Genomic DNA, 21022 nt, shown 5'->3' with positions numbered 1-21022 from the left:
TGGTACATGGACATCCGTTCTATAGATCACATCGAACTCTTCGTGGGGGACGCCCGGCAGGCCGCCTTCTACTTCGGTACCGCCGTCGGGTTCCGCCTCGCCGGGCAGGGCGGCCCCGAGACCGGGCTGCCCGGGCAGCGGTCGCTGCTGCTGCGCCAGGGCGACATCTCGATGGTGCTCACCTCCGGGCTGACCGCCGGGCACCGGGCGTCGGCGTACGTGCAGCGGCACGGCGACGGCATCGCCGTGGTGGCGCTGGAGGTCGACGACGCCGCCGGGGCGTACGCGGAGCTGGTGGGCCGGGGGGCCACGCCGGTGACGCCGCCGACCACCTGCACCGGCGCGGACGCCGAGGTCGTCACCGCCGAGGTGGCCGGTTTCGGCGACGTGCTGCACCGGCTGGTGCAGCGCCGGGGCGACCGGCGCGAGTTCCTGCCCGGCGCGTTCGAGTCCACCGAGCCCACCGAGCCGGCCGGCGACGACGGCCTGCTCGCCGAGATCGACCACCTGGCGATCTGCGTGCCGCCGGGGCAGCTCGACGCGACCGTCGCCCACTACGAGCGGGTCTTCGGCTTCGCGCAGATCTTCACCGAGCACGTCGAGGTCGCCGGGCAGGCGATGAACTCCACCGTGGTGCAGAGCCCGTCCGGGCGGGTCACCCTGGTGCTGCTGGAGCCCGACCGCGGCCACCGGCCGGGGCAGATCGACGCGTTCCTCACCGAACACGCCGGTGCCGGCGTGCAGCACCTGGGGCTGCGCACCGACGACATCGTCACCGCCGTCGGGGCGCTGCGCTCCCGGGGCGTCCGGTTCGCCGGCACGCCGGGGGCCTACTACGACGACCTGGAGCGGCGGGTCGGCCCGGTCGACGCGTCGCTGGACCGGCTGCGCGAGCTGAGCATCCTGGTCGACCGCGACCACGGCGGCCAGCTGTTGCAGATCTTCACCGAGTCGATGCACGTGCGACGCACCCTCTTCCTCGAACTCATCGAGCGACGCGGGGCGCTGACCTTCGGCAGCGGCAACATCAAGGCCCTCTACGAGGCCAAGGAACGGGAGCTGGCCGTGGCGGGGGCGACCCCCGCCGTCGCGGCCGGCACGGCACAAGGGGTTGGGGCATGACCACCACACAGTTCCATCCGGCGCTGACCGCGCAGGAGGAGGCGTTGCTGCCGTCCGAACAGGACGTGCGGCACTACGCCGAGCACGGCTGGTACCTGTCGAAGAAGCTGTTCACCGACGACGAGGTGGACGCCCTCGTGGCGGCCGCCGACCGCTACTACGACGGCGAGCGCGACCGCACCCTGCCGGTGCGCCCGCCGAAGCTCGCCTACTGGGACCCGTCGAAGGGGCCGGTGCAGCGGCACAACGACTACGTCCACTACGAGCACGACGCCATCGCCGCGATCCTGCGCAAGCCGCTGCTCGGGGCCGTCGCCGCCCGGCTCGCGCGGGCCGCGGAGATCCGGGTGTTCCAGTCCACGCTGATCTACAAGCCGCCGATCGAGGGCGAGCCGTCGAACATCGTGCCCTGGCACTTCGACAAGCACTACTGGTCGTCGTCGACGTCGGAGGACATGCTCACCGCGTTCATCCCGTTCCACGACTGCGGCGAGGAGATGGGCACCATCACCATGGTCGACGGGTCGCACCGCTGGAAGGAGATCGGTGCCGACGACACCGTCGTGCGGCACTTCGCCGAGCGCGACCGCGGCCAGCTCGAGGAAATGCTGGCCCGCAACGCCGCGCACAACAACATGGAGATCCGCAAGATCCCCATGGCGATCCCCAAGGGACATGTGAGCTTCCACCACTGCCGCACCTACCACGGCAGCGGCGCGAACGTCAGCGGTCGCCCACGCCGGGCGATCTCGCTGCACCTGCAGGACGGCGCGAACGCCTACCGGGAGTTTCCGCTCTCCGACGGCACCCTCGCCGCGTACAACCACGACGTGCTGGTCTGCCGCACCCACGACGGGCGGCCGGACTACGCGGACCCCGACTTCTGCCCGGTCATCTGGCGCGACCGCGCCCAGCAGGGAGGCTGACAATGTCACGGTACGACTGGGGTAAGACGCACCCGGGCATCGAGCGGTTGGAGCAGGCGGTGACCGACCGCCGCGACGTGGTGGTCAAGCACCCCCTCTACGCCAACCTGGACACCCACGAGGCGCTGGTCACCTTCATGGAGCACCACGTCTTCGCCGTCTGGGACTTCATGTCCCTGCTGAAGTCGTTGCAGCGGCAGCTCACCTGCGTGGACGTGCCGTGGATCCCCACCGGCCCCACCGGCAGCCGCCGGCTGATCAACGACATCGTGATGGTCGAGGAGAGCGACGAGCTCGGCGAGGGCTACATCAGCCACTTCGAGCTGTACGTGCGGGGCATGGCCGAGGCAGGGGCCGACACCACCGCCGTGGACGCGCTGGTCGACCTGCTGCGGGCCCGCACGCCGGTGACCGAGGCGCTGGTGAAGGCCGGGGTGCCCGGCCCGTCGGCGGCGTTCGCCGCCACCACCTGGAAGATCATCGAGTCGACGCCGGTGCACTGCCAGGCGGCGGCGTTCGCGTTCGGCCGCGAGGACCTGATCCCCGACATGTTCACCCAGGTCGTCGCCGTCAACGAGCGCAGCCAGAAGCTGCACACGTTCGTCGACTACCTGGAGCGGCACATCGAGGTCGACGGGGAGCAGCACACCCCGATGGCGATGCAGATGCTCGCCGACCTGTGCGGCGACGACGACACCAAGTGGCAGGAGTGCGCCGACACGGTCAACCTGGCGCTCGCCGCCCGCGCGCAGCTCTGGGACGACATCCTCGCCGCGATCAAGGAGGGTCGCCCGGTGATCAGGGAGGGTCTCCCGGCGTGACCCGCGACGATCCCGTCCGGCTGTACCGCACGGTGCGGCTGATCCGCCGGTTCGAGGAGCGGGCCGTCGAGCTGGTCCGCGCCGGGGCGATCGTCGGCGGCATCCACCCGTACCTCGGTCAGGAGGGGATCGCCGCCGGGGTCTGCGCGGCGCTGCGCGACGACGACCTGGTCACCGGCACCCATCGCGGGCACGGCCACGTGCTCGCCAAGGGCGCAGACCCGGCCCGCATGCTCGCCGAGCTGCTGGGCCGGGAGACCGGGCTCAACCGGGGCCGGGGCGGTTCCATGCACGCCGCCGACCTCGGCGTCGGGGTGCTCGGCGCGAACGCCATCGTCGGGGCCGCCGGCGCGATCCTCACCGGGGCGGTGTGGGCGCGTCGGCGGCGCGGCGACGACCTCGTCGGGGCCACCTTCTTCGGCGACGGCGCGGTCAACGAGGGCATGCTGCTGGAGGCGTTCAACCTGGCCGCGCTGTGGCGGGTGCCGGTGCTGTTCGTCTGCGAGAACAACGGCTACGCCACCACCATGCCCGTCGAGGGCGCGGTGGCCGGCACGATCCCCGGCCGCGCCGAGGCGTTCGGCATGCCGGCGGCCGTCGTCGACGGCCAGGACCCCGAGGCGGTACGCGACGCCACGGCCGCCGCCGTCGCCCGGATGCGCGCCGGGGGCGGGCCGGAGCTGATCGAGGCCCGCACCTACCGGTTCGACGCCCACCACACCTTCGAACACGCGGTACGCCTCGACTACCGCGCGCCCGAGGAGGTGGCCGCCGGCCGGTCCCGCGACCCGGTCGACATCCAGGGCGCCCGGCTGCCCGAGGCGGACCGGGCCGCCGTCGACGCCGAGGTCGAGGCCACCCTCGACGCGGCCCTGGAGTTCGCCCTGGCCAGCCCCGAGCCCGACCCGGCCGGCGCGCTGGAGCACCTGTACGCCAGCGGGCTCGTCGCCCGGACGGGAGGTGGCTGATGCCACGGCTGTCGTACCGCAAGGCCCTCACCCGGGCGCTGGCCGACGAGATGAGCCGCGACGAGTCGGTGTTCCTGCTCGGCGAGGACATCCGGGTGGCCGCCTCCACCGTCACCGCCGGGCTGCTGAAGCGGTTCGGGCCTGACCGGGTGGTGGACACCCCGCTGTCGGAGCAGGCGTTCACCAGCTTCGCCACCGGCGCGGCGCTGGCCGGGCTGCGCCCGGTGGTGGAGTTCCAGATCCCGTCGCTGCTGTTCCTGGTCTTCGAGCAGATCGTCAACCACGCGCACAAGTTCCCGCTGATGACCGGCGGGCAGTGCGCGGTGCCGGTCACCTACCTCGTGCCGGGCTCCGGCTCGCGCACGGGGTGGGCGGGGCAGCACTCCGACCACCCGTACAGCCTCTTCGCCCACGTCGGGGTGACCACCGTCGTCCCGGCCACCCCGGCCGACGCGTACGGGCTGCTGGTCTCGGCGATCCGGCACGTCGACCCGGTGGTGGTGTTCGCGCCGGCCGGGGCGATGGACGTGCGCGCCGACGTGGACTTCGCCGCCCTGGCCCCGGTGCCGATCGGCCGGGGCCGGGTGCACCGGGCCGGCGACGACGTGACGGTGGTCGCCGTCGGGCACCTGGTGCACGACGCCCTCGCCGTCGCGCAGGAGCTGGCCGGCCAGGTGTCGGTGGAGGTCTTCGACCCCCGCACGCTCTACCCGTTCGACTGGGACGGGCTGACCGCGTCCGTGGCCCGCACCGGCCGGCTGGTCGTGGTCGACGACTCCAACCGGTCCTGCGGGATCGCCGGGGAGATCATCGCGACCGTGGTGGAACGGGTGCGGCTGCTCGCGCCGCCCCGGCGGGTCACCCGCCCCGACGGCGCGGTGCTGCCCTTCGCCCCGGCGCTGGACCGGGCCGTGCAGCCCGGCCGCGAGCAGCTCACCGCCGCCATCCAACTCACCATGAAGGACGAGTGATGATCGACCCGAACTACCCCTGGCCGCCGCTGGACCAGGCGTGGAACGACCTGCCGGAGTCGACCCGGGCGGCGATGGTGGCCGCCGGGGCCGGCGCCTGGAAGGAGGTCTTCTACGGCTGCGCGACCTACAACCAGACGTGGCGGCTGGCCCGGCCCCCGGTGATGCCGGCGGACGCGTTCCGCGAGCTGAACGAGGTCTGCGACCGGCTCGCCCAGCTCATCCTGGAGGCGTGCCAGCGGCGTGCCCGCACCGCCGGGGAGTTGACCCGGCTGCTCGGGGTGCCGGCGCAGGAGACGAGGCTGCTCGACACCGACGAGGTGCTGTCCGAGGCGCTGCTGGCCGCGTACCGGCCGGACGTGCTGATCTCCGGCGGGGTGCCGAAGTTCGTCGAGTACAACATCGACAGCAGCCTCGGCGGCGGCTTCGACGCGGACACGGTCGTCTACCGGTACGCGAAGCTCTACGCCGAGCGGGGCATCCTCGATGGCCTGCCGGTGCGGCCCGCCCCGTCCCTGCTGGACCAGCGGTTCGTGGCGATCCGGGACGAGCTGGGGCTGGCCGACGGGGCCCGGGTGGCGCTGCTGCTGGACTTCGACGCCGACTACCCGGGCCTGGAGACGCCGGACGACTTCATCAAGATCCTGTCCCCGCTGGCCGACCGGGCCCGCCACTTCGGCATCGACCTGGTGATCGCCCAGCTCAAGCTGGCGACCCTGGACGAGCGGAACCGACTCGTCGTCGACGGCGCCCCGGTGGACGCGCTGTTCCGGCTCTTCGTGCCGAACCGGGTGCACGCCAGCGCCGGCCTGGACGCGGTCGCCGGGGCGCTCGCGGCCGGCACCCTGCCGATGTTCGTCAGCTCGGCGGCCTGGCTGCTCGGCAACAAGATCAACTTCGCCTGGCTGTGGGAGGACCTCGACACCCTGCCCGAGGCGGACCAGGCGCTCGTGCGCCGCTACGTCCCGCGCACCACCGCCCTCACCGCCGCCGAGCTGCCCCGGGCGCTGGCCGACCAGCACGATCTGGTCGCGAAGCCCGCCGACGGCTCCGCCGGCATCGGCGTGCTGCTGGGTCGGGAGACCGACCCGCAGAAGTGGGCGGAGGGGCTACGCGCCGCCATCGACGAGGGCGGCTACATCCTCCAGGAGTACATGCCCGCCGACCGGGTGGCGATGGACTTCGTGCGGATGGAGACGGGGGAGACCGTCACCGCCGACGTCCCGTACAGCCTCGCGCCCTACCTGTTCGGCCGGACCGGCTCGGGCGGCCTGGCCCGGGTGGGCTTCCCCGGCTGCGAGAGCGTGCTCAACCTCGCGCGCGGGGTCCTGCTCACGGGTATCCTGCTCACCGACTGAGCGCGGTGGGGCGGCTGTCGCAAGGCAGCCGCCCCGAGCGCCGCAGCCCACTCTTGACCGATCGGTCAAAAGCCGGCTAGCCTGTTGACCGTACGGTCAAGAAAGTGGGTGCGGCATGGCGCGGGACACGCGTGACAGGCTGGTCGGGGTCGCGCGCGACCTGGTGCACGGTGCCTCCCTGGCCCAGGTGAGCATCGACGACATCTGCACGGGCGCCGGAGTGCACCGGGGCAGCCTCTACCACTTCTTCCCCTCCAAGGAGGCGCTCGGCCTCGCGGTGCTGGAGGCCAACTGGGCGCTGATGCGGGCGCTGCTCGACGAGGCGTTCCAGGCGCAGGTCGAGCCGTTGGAGCGGATCGACCTGTTCGTGCGCGGCTTCGCCCGCAACCTGGAGCTGGCGCGCGAGCGGATGGGCGTCACCCCGGGCTGCCCGCTGGGCGGGCTGACCCTGGAGCTGGCGGCGCAGCCCGGCCCGGGCCGCGAGCGGGCGGCGGCGATCCTCGACGACTGGGCCGGCTACTTCGCCGACGCCATCCGCGAGGCCCAGGCGCGCGGCCAGCTCGACCGGGCCGTCGAGCCGGGCGCGGCGGCGCGCCGGGTGCTGGCCTATCTCCAGGGCATGGCTCTGCTGGCCAAGGTGCACGACCAGCCGGCGCACGTCACCACCGCCGCCGAAGGCGTGCGCCTGCTGCTGCGCCCCGCGAGCTGACCCACCGTCCCGCGCGACGGTGGGTTTCGCGCGCGCCTGCACTTGACCGAACGGTCAACTATCCGTCCATCGAGAGGAACCCCCATGAGCCACCTTCCGCGCACCGCCACACCCACCCGCCCCGACCCCGGCACGGCCTACCGGTTCGACCGGTTCACCGTCCGGCTTCTCGTGGACGACCTGACCTTCGGCCGCGACGCACCCGGCGGCGGGGACCCGGTGCCCGCCTTCGACCTGCCCACCCTGGACGGCGGCCGGTTCCGCAGCGACGACCTCGGCACCCGGCCCGTGCTGCTGGTCTTCGGCTCCCGCACCTGCCCGGTGACCGAGAGCGCCGGCCCGGTGCTGCGCCGGCTGCACCACGAGTACGCCGACCGCGTCCGGTTCGTGCTCGTCAACACCCGCGAGGCCCACCCCGGCGACGTGTTCGGGCAGCCGCGCACGGCCGGGCAGAAGCGGGCGCACGCCGAGGAACTGCGCGACCGGCACGGCGTGCCGTTCGAGGTCGCCGTCGACGCCGTCGACGGACGGCTGCACCGGGCGATGAGCCCGAAGCCGAATTCCGCGTACCTGATCGACCCCGGCGGCGTCGTGCGCCACCGCACCCACTGGGCCAACGACGAGCGGGACCTGCGCGCGGCGCTCGCGGCGGTCGTCGCCGGCCGCACACCGCCCCGGCCGCACAGCCGCCGCATGGTCGGCCCGCTGCTGCGCGCCGTCGGGCACCTGCCGGGGGTCACCGCCTTCGCCGGCCGCACGGTCGAGCGCGACGTGTGGCGGGCCGCGCCGCCGCTGGCCCTGCTCGGCCGCCTGTCCCGGCTGTTCCCCTGGCTCCCCGCCGACCGGCGCGGCCCGGCGGCGGTGGCGCTGCTCGGCGCGCTCCTGGCGGGCCTGGCGGCGGCCGTGACCGCGCTGACCTGACCCGGCGTGCGGTGCCGCGTCCGGCGTGCGGTGCCGCGTCCGGCGTCAGCGCGGGCCGGTCGCGGCCAGGTGCGCGCCGAGGCGGCGGATCGTCTCGGCGGCGGCGATGGCATCGCTGCGGGCGCTGCCGTGCCGGCCGTCGCCGCTGTAGAGCCCCGGGTCGGCCACCGCCGGATGGTCGGTCAGGTGCACGTGCACGGTGCCGAGCCGCTCGCCCAGTTCACGGGTGTGCGCCGACAGCCGGCGCATCCGCTCGCCCAGGCTCTCCCGCAGCCGCTGCGGCACCGCCGGGCTGTGCGACACGTCGAACATCCCCACCGTGACCACGTCCGCCCCCGCCTCTTGCAAGCCGGCGACCATCGCGGCCAGCTCCGCGTCGACGGCGTCGGCGTCGTACGCCTGGCGGAACGCGTCGTTGCCGCCGCACACCACCAGCGCCAGGTCCGGGCCGAACTCCACCGCCGGGGCCAGCTGCGCGGCGCGGACCTCGTGCGCCCGCAGCCCGCGCAGCCCCAGATTGAGGTACGCCAGCCCGGGGCGGGCCGCGGCCAGCTCGGCGGCGATCCGGTCGGCCCACTGCACGTCCGGGTACCCGGCGACCGGCTCGCACAGCCCCTCGGCGACGCTGTCGCCGAGCACCACGAACCGCCGCCACGGGTGCCCGGCGAGCAGCCGCGCGCTCTCGCCCGCGCGCAGGCAGTACGGGTCGGTCGCTTCGGTGAGGCTCGACGGCATGCCGGCACGCTAGCCGACCCGCCCGGGGCGTCGAAACCCCTACCGTTCGAGCGTCACCTCGGCCAGGTACACGCAGGTCCGCTCCTCGTGTGAGGAGTAGTAGCTGACCCGCAGCACCCCGTCGTGCCAGTCCAGCCCCGGGTAGCCGCAGTCGCCGCCGGAGGGCAGCGCCACCAGCTCGGACAGGCTGCCCCGGTGCGGGTCGACGGCGCAGACCGCCGTGCGCGGGCCACCGTCGAGCAGGCGTACCCCGGCGACCAGCCGGCCGTCGGGCAGCCCGAGCAGGGCCGGCCCGCCCACCTGCACCCCGAGGTCGGTCCACGTCCAGTGCCGGTACGGCGGTCGGGCCCGCCCGAGCTGGGCGGTGGCCGTCTCCCGGTCCCGGCGCAGCAGGCAGGTGGCGGTGCCGTCGGCGCCGAAGACCAGCCCCGACTCGTTGGGGTAGCCGCCGAGGAAGAGGGTGTCGACGACCGGGTGGAGGTCGAGCCCGTCGCCGCTGCGGTAGAGCCGGACGAACCGGGGCTCCCGGGTGGCGTAGCCGATGCCGTACATCGCGCCGGCGTGCCAGGCCGCCTGCCACACCCAGATGTCGCGCTCGCCGACCGGCGTCGGCTCGCCCCAGCGCTCCCCGTCGGCCGACAGCCAGGTCAGCGTGCGGAACGCCTTCGGGCCTGCCCCGCGCCCAGTCTCGTCCCCGGTGACCGCGCCGGTGCCCGTTGCGGTGACCGCGGCAGCGAGCAGTTGCAGCCGGCCGTCCGGCCGGGCCACGAACCGGGGGTCGCGCAGGTCGGTCGCCGGCCGCTCCAGCCTGGCGACCGGGGTCCAGTCCCGGCCGTCGGCGGAGGCGAGCACCCGGATCGCGCCGTCGTCGGAGAGATGCCCGGCGCCCTCCCGGAACGCGCACAGCCACCGGCCCCTGTGCCGGACCAGGTCGGTGAAGGCGTTGTGCCCGGCGGCGTCGCCGATCCGGCGCACGGTGCCGAGCCGGGCGGTGGCCACCGGGCTGTCGGTCGATGACGGCATGCGGTCTCCTCGCGGGTCGCTGGTCCGGTCGCGCCCGGGGAGGCAGTCGGGGCGACCCGACCGGCCACGGTAGGCGCACCGCCCGACGCGACGCGGACCCGTCGGCGAACGCCGGGCGAACATGCGAGGAAGCGATGTCGGCCAGGTGGGGGTATCCGCCCGCCGGGATACCCCCACCTGGCCGACATGGCGGGACGGGATGGGGCCGGGCGGGGCCGGGCGGCGGCCTACCCGGCTGCCGGCGCGGGCGGGGCCGGCCGCGAACGGCCCGCCCGCAGCGGTCCGGCGAGCAGCGGCCCCACGGTCAGCACCGCGCACAGCACCGCCATCACCAGCAGCGCCGGCTTGAGGCCCAGCGCGGCGACCGACCAGCCGCCCAGCAGCGCGCCGACCGGCAGGCCGACGAACGCCAGCGAGCCGGCGATGCCGAGCACCCGGGTCTGCAACGCATCCGGCACCCGTTCGTAGAGCGTCGCCCCGAGCAGCGGGTTGACGGCGGCGATGCCGATGCCGGACAGGAAGGTCACCGCGAGCACCACCGCCAGGTGGTCGGTGAGGGCCATGGTCAGCAGCCGGGGTGCGCCGCTGAGCGCCGCGCCGACGGCGAAGACGAGCGTGCGGGGCAGCCGGGGGCCGACCATCGTGAAGACCAGGTTGCCCAGCAGCGCCCCGGCGCCGAACACCCCCAGCACCAGGCCGAAGCCGGCCGGGTCGCCGAGCACGTCGCGTACCCAGACGGGGATCCACACGGCCGTGTTGGCCGCAGCCATCATGTTCAGCGCGGAGACCACCAGCAGCATGGCCAGCAACACCCGGTCGGTGCGCAGGTAGGCGAAGCCGGTGCGTAGCGCCCGGAAGTAGCTCTCCCGGGGCGCGGCCGGCGCGTCGACGGCCGGCGGGCGCACCAGCACCCCGACCAGCAGCGCGCAGAGCGCGAAGCTGCCCGCGTCGATCCAGATGGCCCGGGTCACCCCGACCCAGTCGATGAGCAGGCCGCCGATGACCGCCCCGAACAGGGTGACGCCCCGGGCCAGCCCGTCGTAGGCGGAGGTGAGCCGGATCAGCTGCACCCCGGCGCGCTGCGCCGCCGGCCGGAACATGACGTGCTTGACCCGGTCGCCGATGCCGCGCAGCCCGCCGGCCACCGCGACGAGGGCGACCAGTGCCCCGAAGCCGAGCCACGGGGTCATCGCCACCACCGCCATGGCCGCCGCGCTCGCCGCGTCCACCACGATGGACGTACGCCGCACCCCGAACCGGTCCGCCCACGGCGTGGCCAGGGAACTGGACAGCATGTACGGCAGGAACTCCGCCGCCGCGACGATGCCCATCTTCGCCGGGCTGCCCGTGGTGGTCAGCACCAGCCACGGGATGGCGATGACCGAGATGCGGCTGCCCAGGTTGGAGATCAGGTCGGCGGCGACGAGGGTGACCAGTTCCCGCCGCGCGGCGGCCCGCTCCTTCTCCACCGCGGGCCCGGGGACGGCCTCGGAGACGGCCTCGGCCGTCATGCGGAGCCGCCGACCGGGTCGGCGGGGCGGCCGGCGGCGTACCGGGCACGCAACGCCAGCTTGTCGACCTTGGCCGACCGGTTGAGCGGCAGCGCGTCGACGAACTCCACCGCGCCCGGTGCCCACGTGTCGCTCAGCTCGGCGGTGACCAGGTCGATCAGCTCCGCCGCCGGCACGGTCGCACCCGGTGCCGCCACCACGTACGCGTACGGCAGCTCGCCGGCCACCTCGTCGGGCACCCCGATCACGGCGGCGGCGCGCACCTGTGGGTGGCCGGCGAGCACGTCCTCGATGGGCCGGGAGTAGATCGGCCAGCTCCGCTGCCGGGTGAGGATCCGGTCGGCGAGCCGGTCGACGAGGTACAGGTAGCCGTCGTCGTCGAGGTGGCCGATGTCGCGGGTGCGTACCCAGCCGTCGACGAGGGTCTCGGCGGTCAGCTCGGGCTGGCCGTGGTAGCCGGCGAAGCTGAGCCTGGTGCGCACCCACACCTCGCCGTCGACGCCGGCCCGCAGCACCGCCCCGTCGGCGTCGCGGATCTGGACGGCCACGTCCCCGTACGGCCTGCCGCAGGAGCGCAGCCGCTGCGGGTGCGCCGGGTCCTCGGTCAGCCCCGGCTGGGCGGTGATCACGACGGCCTCGCTGAGCCCGTACACGATGCGCAGGACCGGGCCGAAGCGGGCGATCGCCTGCCGCAGCCGGGCGGGTGCGGCGGGCCCGGCGCCCACGTTGAACATGAACATGGCGGAGAAGTCCGCGCCGGGCAGGTCGGCGTGGTCGAGCACCTCGTAGAGCATCGGCGGGGTGACGAACGTCGAGTTGATCCGCTCCCGCCCGACGGTGGCGATGAACGCCGCCGGGTCCCACCGCTCGCGCAGGAACAGCACGCCCCCGCTGAACAGGTTGACCAGCGTGGTGATCTGCCCACTGGCCAGCCACATCGGCGAGTGCGACAGGTGCCGCAGCAGCGGGATCCCGCCGGAGCGGAAGCCGGCGGCGAGGGCGAGGACCTGGCGGTAGAAGCTCTCCCGGTGGTGCACCAGCTTCGGTGTGCCGGTGGTGCCGCTGGTCTGCAGGAACGACTCCGGCTCCGGCGCGTCGGCGGGCAGCCCGGCCGCCGCGTCCCCCTCGTCGGAGGTGAGGGCGGCGGCGGTGAGGTCCGGGCCCGCGCCACCCGGGCCGAGGCAGAACACCGGCACGCCGGGAAGGCCGGCGGCGATCTGTGCGCCGAGCCCGTCGCCGTCGCGGGCGTCGTAGACGAAGGCCTCGGGGCGGGACAGCCGGACGAAGTCGTCGACCTCGCGGCGGGAGGTGACCGGGGCGACCCACATCGTCCGGCAGCCCAGCAGGTGCAGGGCGAGCTGGAGCAGCGGCACCTCCACCGCGTTGCCGAGCATCACCAGGACGGCGGCGCCCGGCCGGACCCCGCCGCGCGTCAGCGCGCCCGCCATGCCGCGCACCTGCGCGGCGACGTCAAGGTAGGTCAGTCGGCGTCCGCCGCCCACGAGGGCCTCCCGGTCGCCGAAGCCGGCGAACAGCTCCAGCGCCTCGTGCACGTAGGTGGTCGGTCGGTCGGACCTGTCAGTCATCGCCAGCCCCCATCAGCTTCCGGCGGCGGTCGGCGGCGGCCCGGTGGGGCGCCCGCGTCGACCAGCCGCGAGCGGCGTCCCGGCAGCTCAGGGCCGGGACGCGGCGACGGCGGCGCGCTTCGGCGACCGCACCGCCGCCAGCTTCGAGCGTAGGCCGCGCGGCCCCGCGGGGCACCGGTCCGATCGGTGCACGGCCGCACCTCGACGTCATTTGATCTTGTCGATCAGGTTGATTGACGCCTGTCAGGGGCGCGGCTAGGTTTCTGGACCATCGTCCAGGAGGCTGTCGTCAGTGGACGACCCTGGGCTGCCAACATGGAGGTTCAATGTCGACTCCGAACAAGTGGCGCTTGATAACGGCCCCGAAGAGATGGCAGGTGATCGCCGCCGCGGCCACGGCGCTGGTCGTGGGAGCGCCGGCCGTGGTGGCCACCGCAGGCCCGGACACCGGGGAGCGTCACGGCGCGCCCGTGTGGGCAGGCAGCTGGGCCGCCGCGGTGACCCGGGGCAACACGGTCGGGCTGACCAACACCGGCCTCAACAACCAGAGCATCCGGATGATCGTGCACACCACCGTGGGTGGTCCCCGGCTGCGCGTGCGGCTGAGCAACCTCTACGGCGAGCAGGCCGTGAAGGTCGGCCGGGCCACCATCGCCCGGCCGGACACGTCCACCCCGAGCGACCTGTCCGACGTGACCGCGCCGACGGTGCGGGAGCTGACCTTCAACGGCTCCGCGTCGGTCACCATGAACAGGGGCGGGGAGCTGCTCAGCGACCCGGTCGACCTCCCGGTCGGTGACCAGGAGGACCTGGTCGTCACGCTGTACTTCCCCGAGCTGACCGGGCCGGTGACCTTCCACGGCCAGTCCCGGCAGACCACGTTCATCGGCGCCACCGACCTCACCGGTGCCGCCGCCGGGACCGGCTTCACCATCCGCCCCGACTGCTGCTGGATGTTCCTGTCCGGCGTGGACGTGCAGCGCAGGCTCAGCCCCGGCTCGGTCGTCGTCCTCGGCGACTCCATCGCCGACGGCAACGGCAGCACGGTCAACACCAACCGGCGCTGGCCCGACCTGCTCGCCGACCGGCTGATCGACGCCCGCCCCGACGTGCGTACCCCGGGCGTGCTCAACCTCAGCCTGGCCGGCAACCGGCTCAACCACGAGGGCACCGAGCCCGGCACGGGCGGCTTCCCCGGCTACTACGAGCTGGGCCCCAACGCCCTGGCCCGCCTCAACGAGGACGTCTTCCCGCAGACCGGCGTGCGGACCGTCGTGACCCACCTGGGCATCAACGACATCTGGATGTCGGACGACTCCGCCGAGAAGATCATCGCCTCGCTGCGGCAGGTCAACCAGCAGGTCAAGGCCCGGGGCCTGACCAGCCTGGTGGCCACGCTCACCCCGTACGAGGGGCACGGCAACCCGGGGGTGTGGACGCCGGAGAAGGAGGCCACCCGCCAGGCGGTCAACGCGTACCTGCGCGGCAGCCACGAGTTCGACGGGGTGCTCGACTTCGACAAGGTGCTGCGCGATCCGGCCCAGCCGAGCCGGCTGCTGCCGGCGTACGACACGGGTGACCACATCCACCCGAACGACCTGGGCAACCAGGCGATGGCCGACGCGGTGCCGCTGCGCCTGCTCGGTCTGTGACAACGGCGGGGCGGCGGGGGCGATCCTCCCGCCGCCCCGTCACCAACTTCCTGGGGAGGAAGCGCCACCGTGGACGTCCAAGAGCTGCTCTCCGGCCTGTACAGCGATCAGGGCCGGCAGAACCCGTACCCCTTCTACGCCGCCCTGCACGAGCTGGGCCCGATCCGTGAGATCCCGAACCGCCCCGTGCACAGCACCGTCAGCGCCGTCGCCGGCGGGTACGACGTCGTCGACCAGGTGCTGCGCGACCCGGAGTGGCTCAAGCAGTCCCCGCCCGGCTGGGAGCAGCACGAGATCCTGCGCACCTTCGAGTCGTCGATGATGTTCATCAACCCGCCCGACCACACCCGGATGCGGGCGGTGTTCGCGAAGACGTTCACCCCGCGCCGGCTGGGCGCGCTGGAGCCGGTGATCACCCGGGTCACCGAAACGCTGCTGGACCGGATGGCCGAGGCGGGCGCCGGTGGCGCCGAGGTCGACTTCGTGGCCGACTTCGCGTACCCGATCCCGGCGCTGGTGATGGCCGAGTTCATCGGCCTGCCCGAGGCCGACCTGGCCTGGTACCGGGAGCGGGTCGACTGGATCGACGACTTCCTCGACGTGGCCGGGGCGACCCCGGAGCGGCTGGCGAAGGCCGACACCGCCGCCGCCGAGCTGCGCGGCTACTACCGGGACCTGGTCGCCGAGCGCCGCCGCGCCCCCGGCGAGGACCTGATCAGCGGCCTGGTCGAGGCGCTCGACTCCGGCGACGTGGACCTCACCGAGGACGAGCTGATCAGCAACCTGATCGTCCTGTTCAACGCCAGCTTCGTCACCACCGTCTACATGTTCAGCAACGGCCTGCCGCTGCTGCTGGAGCACCCCGACGTGACCGCCGCCCTGCCCGGCGACGACGAGCTGACCCGGGGCTGCGTCGACGAGGTGCTGCGGATGCAGAGCCCGGTGCACTTCCTGGCCCGGGCCGCGCCCCGCGACACCGTCCTGCACGGGGTGACGGTCGCCGAGGGCGAGAACGTGATGCTGTTGATCGCCGCCGCCAACCGCGACCCGGCCCGCTTCACCGACCCCGACCGGTTCGACCCGCGTCGGTCCGGCCCGCCGTCGCTGGCCTTCGGCGTCGGCCTGCACTTCTGCCTCGGCTCGGCGGTGTCCCGGCTGGAGGGCCAGCTGGCCCTGCCCCGGCTGTTCGCCCGCTTCCCCGGGCTGCGGATCACCCAGCCGCCCGTCTACAGCGGCAGCCTGTTCCTGCGCGGCATCGACAAGCTGTTCGTCACCACCGGCACCTGAGGAGAACCACCCATGCCCCTGGACCCGCAGGTGGTCGCGTACCGGGCCGCGCGCGCGGCGGCCGGCGTCGCGCCGCTGTACACCCAGACCCTCGCCGAGGCCCGCGCCGCCGACCTGGCGGCGATCCGGGCCGGCGGTGGCGACGTCGAACCGGTGCACGAGGTACGCGACACGGTCGTCCCCGGCCCGGCCGGTGACCTGCCGGTACGCGTGCACCGGCCGGCCGGGGCCGGCCCGCTGCCGACCCTGGTCTACTTCTTCGGCGGCGGCTGGACCCTCGGCAGCGTCGACACCGCCGACGGGATCTGTCGGCGGCTGGCCAACGCCACGGGATGCCAGGTCGTCACCGTGGGCTACCGGCTCGCCCCCGAGCACCCGTTCCCGGCGGCGGTGCACGACTGCCACGCCGCCGTGCGCTGGCTCGCCGCGCACGCCGACGCGTTCGGGGCCGACCCGGGCCGGCTGGCCGTCGGCGGGGACAGCGCCGGCGGCAACCTTGCCGCCGCCGTCACCCTGCTGGCCCGCGACACCGGCGGGCCGGCGCTGGCCGCCCAGCTGCTGGTCTACCCGAACACCGACCAGCGCGAGCGCGCCGAGTCCGCCGAGTCCGCCGAGTTCGGCGGGGAGCAGGACCCGCTGCTGTTCAACCGGCACTCGGTGGCCTGGTACCGGGGGCACTACCTGCCCGAGGCGGCCGACGCGGCGAACCCGCTCGCGTCGCCGCTGCTCGCCGAGGACCTGGCCGGCCTGCCGCCGGCCCTGGTGATCACCGCCGAGTACGACCCGTTGTGCGAGGAGGGGGAGCGCTACGCCGACCGGCTGCGCGCGGCGGGGGTGCCGGTCGAGCTGGCCCGCTACGCCGGGATGATCCATGGGTTCTTCGCCATGCCGGGGGCGTTCGACGCCGGGCGGCACGCCCAGGACCGGGCCGCCGCGTTCCTGCGCGACCGGCTCGGTGCGGCCCCGACGGTCCCGGCCGACGCGGGCGCCGTCGATGGCTGAACCGCTCGCCCCGGCCGCGCTCGATGCCGCATCCGGCTCCGCAGCCCCGGCCCCGGCCGCGCCCGCCGCCTCGGCCGGTGCGGTGCCGTTCGCGGCGAGCCTCGCCGACTTCGCCGCGCTGGCCCGCGCCGTGCTGCCGCCCGAGGTGTACGACTTCGTGGCCGGCGGCAGCGGCGCCGAGACCGCCCTCGCCGCGAACCGGGCCGCCCTGGACCGGGTCGCCGTGCTGCCCCGGATGCTGCGCGGCGTCGACCGGCCCCGCACCGACGCCCCGCTGCTCGGCCGGCCGCAGTCCCTGCCGGTGGCGGTCGCGCCGATGGCGTACCAGCGGCTCGTGCATCCCGACGGCGAGCCCGCGCTCGCGGCGGCGGCCGGCGCGGCCGGGGTGCCCTACGTGGCGAGCACCCTGAGCAGCGCCACCATCGAGCAGATCGCGGCGGCCGGCGGGCCGGTGTGGTTCCAGCTCTACTGGCTGCGGGACCGGGGGATGGTGCGCGAGCTGGTGGACCGGGCGCACCGGGCCGGGTGCACCGCCCTCATGCTCACCGTGGACGTGCCGATCCTCGGGCCCCGGCTGCGCGACGTACGCAACGGGTTCGCCCTGCCGCCGCAGGTGGCCGCCGCGAACCTGCCCGGCAGCCGCGACGACCTGGCGCACGCCGGCACGCCCGGCACCTCGGCCGTGGCCCGGCACACCAGCGCCGCGATCGCCTCCGCCCTCACCTGGTCCGACGTCGCCTGGCTGCGCGGGCGCACCGACCTGCCGCTGATGGTCAAGGGCGTCCTCGACCCCCGCGACGCGGCCCTGGCTGTCGACGCGGGCGCGGACGCGGTGGTGGTGTCCAACCACGGCGGGCGGCAACTCGACGGCGCGCCGGCCGGGCTCACCATGCTGCCGGAGGTGCGCGCCGCCGTCGGAGACCGGTGCGAGGTGCTGGTCGACGGCGGTTTCAGCGGCGGTGTCGACGTGCTGCGCGCCCTGGCGCTCGGCGCGTCGGGGGTGTTGGTGGGCCGGCCGCTGCTGTGGGCGCTGGCCGTCGGCGGGCGGGCCGGGGCCGATGCGGCGTTCGCGCTGCTCGCGGCCGAGCTGCGCGACGCCCTCACCCTCGCCGGGTGCGCCGACCCGGCGGAGGCCCACGACCTGCGTACGATCACGGGAGGCTGAACATGGACGGTGGACGACCGGTGGACGTGAGCGCGGGGGTGGCCCCGGACGACGTGCGCGTCGACTGCGACCTGGACGTCGCCGACCTGCACCCGGCGGTCGGCGACCCCGCGCTGAACTCGATGAACTTCCTCAACGAGGTCGCCCAGCGCTACCCCGACGCGGTGTCGCTGGCCGCCGGCCGCCCGTACGAGGAGTTCTTCGACGTCGCCGACCTGCACCGGCACCTGGAGGCGTTCCGCGCCCACCTGGTCGACGACCTCGGCTACGGCCCGGTGCAGGTGCACCGCGCCCTGTTCCAGTACGGCCGCACCAAGGGCATCATCCACGACCTGGTCGCCCGCAACCTCGCCGTCGACGAGGAGATCACCGTCGACCCGGAGTCGATCGTGGTGACCGTCGGCTGCCAGGAGGCGATGCTGCTGGTACTGCGGGCGCTGCGCGCCGGCCCCGCCGACGTGCTGCTCGCCGTCGCTCCCACGTACGTCGGGCTGACCGGCGCGGCCCGGCTGGTGGACCTGCCGGTGCGTCCGGTGGCCGGCGGCCCGGCCGGCATCGACCTGGCGGACCTGCGCGCGCAGCTGCGCCGGGCCCGCGCCGAGGGGCTGCGCCCGCGCGCCTGCTACGTGATGCCGGACTTCGCCAACCCGTCCGGGGCGAGCATCGGCCTGGCCGACCGGCGGCGGCTGCTGGACCTCGCCGCCGCCGAGGACCTGCTGCTGATCGAGGACAACCCCTACGGGCTGTTCCACGCCGACGGGGCGGAGCGGGTGCCCACGCTCAAGGCCCTCGACACCGGGCGGCGGGTGGTCTACCTCGGCTCGTTCGCCAAGACCGTGCTGCCCGGGGCGCGGGTCGGCTACGTGGTCGCCGACCAGCGGGTGCGCGACGCCGACGGGAGCATCGGGCCGCTCGCCGACCAGATCGCCAAGATCAAGAGCATGGTCACGGTGAACACCTCGGCCATCGCCCAGGCGGTCGTCGGCGGGGCCCTGCTCGCCCACGGGTGCAGCCTCGTCGCCGCGAACATCCGCGAGCGCGCCGCCTACGCCCGCAACCTGCGCCACCTGGTCGACGGTCTGGCGCGGCGGTTCCCGGCCCCGTCGGCGGTGCGGTGGAACGTCCCCGCGGGCGGGTTCTTCGCCGTGGTGACCGTCCCGTTCCCCGTCGACGACGCGCTGCTGCGCCGTTCCGCCGAGGACTACGGCGTGCTGTGGACGCCGATGGCCCACTTCTACGACGACACCGCGCCGGTGGCCGCGTTGCGGCTGTCGATCAGCGCCGTGACGCCTGGGCAGATCGACGCCGGCCTCGACCGGCTCGCCGCGCTGATCACCGACGAGCTGGCCCGGTCGCCCGTTCCGGCGGCGCCACGCTGACCTCGTACTGTCGTCGTTCCGCCACCCCCCGTGCGCCATGCGCCCGGACGGACCGGCCATAATGGACCGCATGGTCGCATGGGAGTACGCACTGTTGGTCCGCCGCTACCAGGGGCAGGGGCGCAATTTCCACGTCTCGTTCGTCTGGTACGGCCCGGACGGGTCCCGCACCGACATCACCGCGTACGGCGACACCGCGATCGCGCACCTCAACCGGGCCGGCCGGGACGGCTGGGAACTGGTCTCCGCCGCCGAGGACGTGAACAACGTCCAGGGCAGCACCGAGGTCCACCGCTACCACCTCAAGCGCCCCATGCCCTGACCCGCCCACCCGACCCGCGTGGCCGCCGGCCCCGCCCCGCGCCGGTGACCAAGAGGTTTGCGTCAGGATCGGCCACGCCGCCGACGCAAACCTCTTGATCACCAACCAGCGGCGGGCGGTCAGGCCAGGGTGACCGAGGGGTAGAGGGGGTGGGCGGACAGGAGGTCGGCGGCCTGACGGGCCACCTTGTCCGCCAGGGCCGGGTCCAGGACGTACTTGGCCTTCGACGGGGTGCCGTCGCCGTTCGACCCCGACGTGGTCTGGCTGAGCACGCTGTGGATCAGCTCGGCCGTCGTGTCCATCTCGGCGGTGCCCAGGCCCCGGGTGGTCAGGGCGGGGGTGCCGATCCGGACGCCCGAGGTGTACCACGCGCCGTTCGGGTCCTGCGGAACGGCGTTGCGGTTGGTGACGATGCCCGAGTCCAGCAGCGCCTGCTCGGCCTGCCGGCCGGTCAGCCCGTACCCGGAGACGTCGATGAGCACCAGGTGGTTGTCGGTGCCGCCGGTGACCAGCTTCGCGCCCCGGCGCAGCAGCCCCTCGGCGAGGGCCTGGGCGTTGTCGACGATGCGCTGCGCGTAGTCGGCGAAGTCGGGCCGCCGAGCCTCGGCCAGGGCGACCGCCTTGGCGGCCATCACGTGCGGCAGCGGGCCGCCGAGCACCATCGGGCAGCCCCGGTCCACCTGGTCGGCCAGCTCCGGGCCGCAGAGCACCATGCCGCCGCGCGGGCCGCGCAGCGACTTGTGGGTGGTGGTGGTGACGATGTGGGCGTGCGGCACCGGGTCGAAGTCGCCGGTGAAGACCTTGCCGGCCACCAGGCCGGCGAAGTGCGCCATGTCGACCATGAACGTCGCGCCCACCGAGTCGGCGATCTCCCGCATGATCCGGAAGTTGACCTTCCTCGGGTACGCCGAGTAGCCGGCGACCAGGATCAGCGGCCGGAACTCGCGGGCCGCCTCGGCGACCCGGTCGTAGTCGATCAGGCCCGTGGCCGGGTCGGTGCCGTAGCTGCGCTGGTCGAACATCTTGCCCGAGATGTTCGGCCGGAAGCCGTGGGTGAGGTGGCCGCCCGCGTCCAGGGACATGCCGAGCATCCGCTGGTCGCCCAGCTCCCGGCGCAGCGCGAACCAGTCCTGCTCGGTCAGGTCGTTGACCTGGCGCACCTGTGCCCTGCGCAGCGCCGGGGACTCCACCCGGTCGGCCAGGATCGCCCAGAACGCCACCAGGTTCGCGTCGATGCCCGAGTGTGGCTGCACGTACGCGTGCGACGCGCCGAACAGCTCCCGGGCGTGCTCGGCGGCGAGCGCCTCGACGGTGTCCACGTTCTGGCAGCCGGCGTAGAAGCGCCGGCCGATCGTGCCCTCGGCGTACTTGTCGCTGAACCAGTTGCCCATCGCCAGCAGCGTGGCGGGGGAGGCGTAGTTCTCGCTCGCGATCAACTTCAGCGACTCGCGCTGGTCGGCCAGCTCCGCTCCGATCGCGTCGGCGACCCGGGGCTCGACGGCGCGGATCACCTCAAGGGCGCTGCGGAAGGCGGTGGACTCGGCGTTCGACGACGACATGCGAC

General features: G+C 74.2%; 19 protein-coding genes. 14 read left to right on the top strand and 5 right to left on the bottom strand.

Annotation, left to right across the window (positions count from 1 at the left end; genetic code table 11):
* Positions 1 to 6 precede the first annotated feature (6 nt).
* From hppD to ACFT41_RS23200, 8 genes are all read left to right on the top strand, one after another.
* Complete coding sequence (hppD, locus tag ACFT41_RS23235; protein WP_377589175.1) at positions 7 to 1122, top strand: 4-hydroxyphenylpyruvate dioxygenase; 1116 nt, start codon at positions 7 to 9, stop codon at positions 1120 to 1122.
* Positions 1119 to 2048 carry a phytanoyl-CoA dioxygenase family protein gene (locus tag ACFT41_RS23230; RefSeq protein WP_377589167.1) on the top strand — a complete coding sequence of 310 codons (930 nt, stop codon included), beginning with the start codon at positions 1119 to 1121 and terminating at the stop codon, positions 2046 to 2048. The genes hppD and ACFT41_RS23230 overlap by 4 nt, the downstream gene beginning before the upstream one ends.
* A gap of 2 nt (positions 2049 to 2050) precedes the next feature.
* Positions 2051 to 2869 (top strand): DUF3050 domain-containing protein, encoded by an 819-nt coding sequence (locus tag ACFT41_RS23225; RefSeq protein ID WP_377589166.1) that lies wholly within the window; start codon positions 2051 to 2053, stop codon positions 2867 to 2869.
* Positions 2866 to 3837 (top strand): thiamine pyrophosphate-dependent dehydrogenase E1 component subunit alpha, encoded by a 972-nt coding sequence (locus ACFT41_RS23220; RefSeq protein ID WP_377589165.1) that lies wholly within the window; start codon positions 2866 to 2868, stop codon positions 3835 to 3837. Before ACFT41_RS23225 ends, ACFT41_RS23220 begins: the two co-directional genes overlap by 4 nt.
* Positions 3837 to 4808, top strand: coding sequence for an alpha-ketoacid dehydrogenase subunit beta (locus tag ACFT41_RS23215; protein WP_377589164.1), 972 nt, complete (start codon positions 3837 to 3839; stop codon positions 4806 to 4808). Before ACFT41_RS23220 ends, ACFT41_RS23215 begins: the two co-directional genes overlap by 1 nt.
* Positions 4808 to 6166, top strand: a complete 1359-nt coding sequence (locus tag ACFT41_RS23210) for a hypothetical protein (protein WP_377589163.1) — start codon at positions 4808 to 4810, stop codon at positions 6164 to 6166. The genes ACFT41_RS23215 and ACFT41_RS23210 overlap by 1 nt, the downstream gene beginning before the upstream one ends.
* A gap of 115 nt (positions 6167 to 6281) precedes the next feature.
* Positions 6282 to 6875 (top strand): TetR/AcrR family transcriptional regulator, encoded by a 594-nt coding sequence (locus ACFT41_RS23205; protein ID WP_377589162.1) that lies wholly within the window; start codon positions 6282 to 6284, stop codon positions 6873 to 6875.
* Between the two features lie 84 nt (positions 6876 to 6959).
* Positions 6960 to 7796 carry a TlpA family protein disulfide reductase gene (locus ACFT41_RS23200; RefSeq protein WP_377589161.1) on the top strand — a complete coding sequence of 279 codons (837 nt, stop codon included), beginning with the start codon at positions 6960 to 6962 and terminating at the stop codon, positions 7794 to 7796.
* 45 nt (positions 7797 to 7841) lie between these two features.
* Here the strand turns inward: ACFT41_RS23200 and ACFT41_RS23195 are convergent, their stop codons facing one another.
* The 4 genes from ACFT41_RS23195 to ACFT41_RS23180 form a co-directional block, all read right to left on the bottom strand.
* A complete protein-coding gene (locus ACFT41_RS23195; RefSeq protein WP_377589160.1) occupies positions 7842 to 8531 on the bottom strand; it encodes an SGNH/GDSL hydrolase family protein in 690 nt (229 codons plus the stop codon).
* Between the two features lie 39 nt (positions 8532 to 8570).
* Entirely contained in the window at positions 8571 to 9554 is a 984-nt protein-coding gene (locus ACFT41_RS23190; RefSeq protein WP_377589159.1) for an exo-alpha-sialidase, read from the bottom strand.
* A 227-nt stretch (positions 9555 to 9781) separates the two neighbouring features.
* Entirely contained in the window at positions 9782 to 11065 is a 1284-nt protein-coding gene (locus tag ACFT41_RS23185) for an MFS transporter (RefSeq protein WP_377588783.1), read from the bottom strand.
* On the bottom strand, positions 11062 to 12651 hold the full coding sequence (locus ACFT41_RS23180) for an AMP-binding protein (RefSeq protein WP_377588784.1): 1590 nt from the start codon (positions 12649 to 12651) through the stop codon (positions 11062 to 11064). The genes ACFT41_RS23185 and ACFT41_RS23180 overlap by 4 nt, the downstream gene beginning before the upstream one ends.
* A 380-nt stretch (positions 12652 to 13031) precedes the next feature.
* Between ACFT41_RS23180 and ACFT41_RS23175 the strand changes: the two genes are divergently transcribed.
* The 6 genes from ACFT41_RS23175 (at position 13032) to ACFT41_RS23150 (ending at position 19458) form a co-directional block, all read left to right on the top strand.
* Positions 13032 to 14303, top strand: coding sequence for an SGNH/GDSL hydrolase family protein (locus ACFT41_RS23175; RefSeq protein WP_377588796.1), 1272 nt, complete (start codon positions 13032 to 13034; stop codon positions 14301 to 14303).
* A gap of 69 nt (positions 14304 to 14372) precedes the next feature.
* Complete coding sequence (locus ACFT41_RS23170) at positions 14373 to 15590, top strand: cytochrome P450 (protein ID WP_377588785.1); 1218 nt, start codon at positions 14373 to 14375, stop codon at positions 15588 to 15590.
* 12 nt (positions 15591 to 15602) lie between these two features.
* Positions 15603 to 16592 (top strand): alpha/beta hydrolase, encoded by a 990-nt coding sequence (locus tag ACFT41_RS23165; protein ID WP_377588786.1) that lies wholly within the window; start codon positions 15603 to 15605, stop codon positions 16590 to 16592.
* Positions 16585 to 17757, top strand: a complete 1173-nt coding sequence (locus ACFT41_RS23160) for an alpha-hydroxy acid oxidase (protein WP_377588787.1) — start codon at positions 16585 to 16587, stop codon at positions 17755 to 17757. Before ACFT41_RS23165 ends, ACFT41_RS23160 begins: the two co-directional genes overlap by 8 nt.
* Positions 17758 to 17759: 2 nt before the next feature.
* Positions 17760 to 19136 (top strand): PLP-dependent aminotransferase family protein, encoded by a 1377-nt coding sequence (locus ACFT41_RS23155; protein ID WP_377588788.1) that lies wholly within the window; start codon positions 17760 to 17762, stop codon positions 19134 to 19136.
* Positions 19137 to 19197: 61 nt separating this feature from the next.
* Positions 19198 to 19458 carry a hypothetical protein gene (locus tag ACFT41_RS23150; RefSeq protein WP_377588789.1) on the top strand — a complete coding sequence of 87 codons (261 nt, stop codon included), beginning with the start codon at positions 19198 to 19200 and terminating at the stop codon, positions 19456 to 19458.
* 119 nt (positions 19459 to 19577) lie between these two features.
* Here the strand turns inward: ACFT41_RS23150 and ACFT41_RS23145 are convergent, their stop codons facing one another.
* Positions 19578 to 21017 (bottom strand): glycine hydroxymethyltransferase, encoded by a 1440-nt coding sequence (locus ACFT41_RS23145; protein WP_377588790.1) that lies wholly within the window; start codon positions 21015 to 21017, stop codon positions 19578 to 19580.
* Between the last annotated feature and the right edge of the window lie 5 nt (positions 21018 to 21022).

Source organism: Micromonospora sp. NPDC057141 (assembly GCF_042670805.1).
Lineage (GTDB): Bacteria > Actinomycetota > Actinomycetes > Mycobacteriales > Micromonosporaceae > Micromonospora.
The sequence above is the reverse complement of the archived record's forward strand: the minus strand, read 5'-3'. Positions and strand labels throughout refer to the sequence as shown.

Bases quoted from the DNA above. Each gene is read 5' to 3' on its own strand.
- ACFT41_RS23190 (WP_377589159.1), bottom strand. From the start codon at position 9,554: ATGCCGTCATCGACCGACAGCCCGGTGGCCACCGCCCGGCTCGGCACC.
- ACFT41_RS23150 (WP_377588789.1), top strand. From the start codon at position 19,198: ATGGACCGCATGGTCGCATGGGAGTACGCACTGTTGGTCCGCCGCTAC.
- ACFT41_RS23200 (WP_377589161.1), top strand. From the start codon at position 6,960: ATGAGCCACCTTCCGCGCACCGCCACACCCACCCGCCCCGACCCCGGC.
- ACFT41_RS23210 (WP_377589163.1), top strand. From the start codon at position 4,808: ATGATCGACCCGAACTACCCCTGGCCGCCGCTGGACCAGGCGTGGAAC.
- ACFT41_RS23215 (WP_377589164.1), top strand. From the start codon at position 3,837: ATGCCACGGCTGTCGTACCGCAAGGCCCTCACCCGGGCGCTGGCCGAC.
- ACFT41_RS23160 (WP_377588787.1), top strand. From the start codon at position 16,585: ATGGCTGAACCGCTCGCCCCGGCCGCGCTCGATGCCGCATCCGGCTCC.
- ACFT41_RS23195 (WP_377589160.1), bottom strand. From the start codon at position 8,531: ATGCCGTCGAGCCTCACCGAAGCGACCGACCCGTACTGCCTGCGCGCG.
- ACFT41_RS23155 (WP_377588788.1), top strand. From the start codon at position 17,760: ATGGACGGTGGACGACCGGTGGACGTGAGCGCGGGGGTGGCCCCGGAC.
- ACFT41_RS23225 (WP_377589166.1), top strand. From the start codon at position 2,051: ATGTCACGGTACGACTGGGGTAAGACGCACCCGGGCATCGAGCGGTTG.
- ACFT41_RS23205 (WP_377589162.1), top strand. From the start codon at position 6,282: ATGGCGCGGGACACGCGTGACAGGCTGGTCGGGGTCGCGCGCGACCTG.
- ACFT41_RS23165 (WP_377588786.1), top strand. From the start codon at position 15,603: ATGCCCCTGGACCCGCAGGTGGTCGCGTACCGGGCCGCGCGCGCGGCG.
- ACFT41_RS23230 (WP_377589167.1), top strand. From the start codon at position 1,119: ATGACCACCACACAGTTCCATCCGGCGCTGACCGCGCAGGAGGAGGCG.
- ACFT41_RS23180 (WP_377588784.1), bottom strand. From the start codon at position 12,651: ATGACTGACAGGTCCGACCGACCGACCACCTACGTGCACGAGGCGCTG.
- ACFT41_RS23185 (WP_377588783.1), bottom strand. From the start codon at position 11,065: ATGACGGCCGAGGCCGTCTCCGAGGCCGTCCCCGGGCCCGCGGTGGAG.
- ACFT41_RS23145 (WP_377588790.1), bottom strand. From the start codon at position 21,017: ATGTCGTCGTCGAACGCCGAGTCCACCGCCTTCCGCAGCGCCCTTGAG.
- hppD (WP_377589175.1), top strand. From the start codon at position 7: ATGGACATCCGTTCTATAGATCACATCGAACTCTTCGTGGGGGACGCC.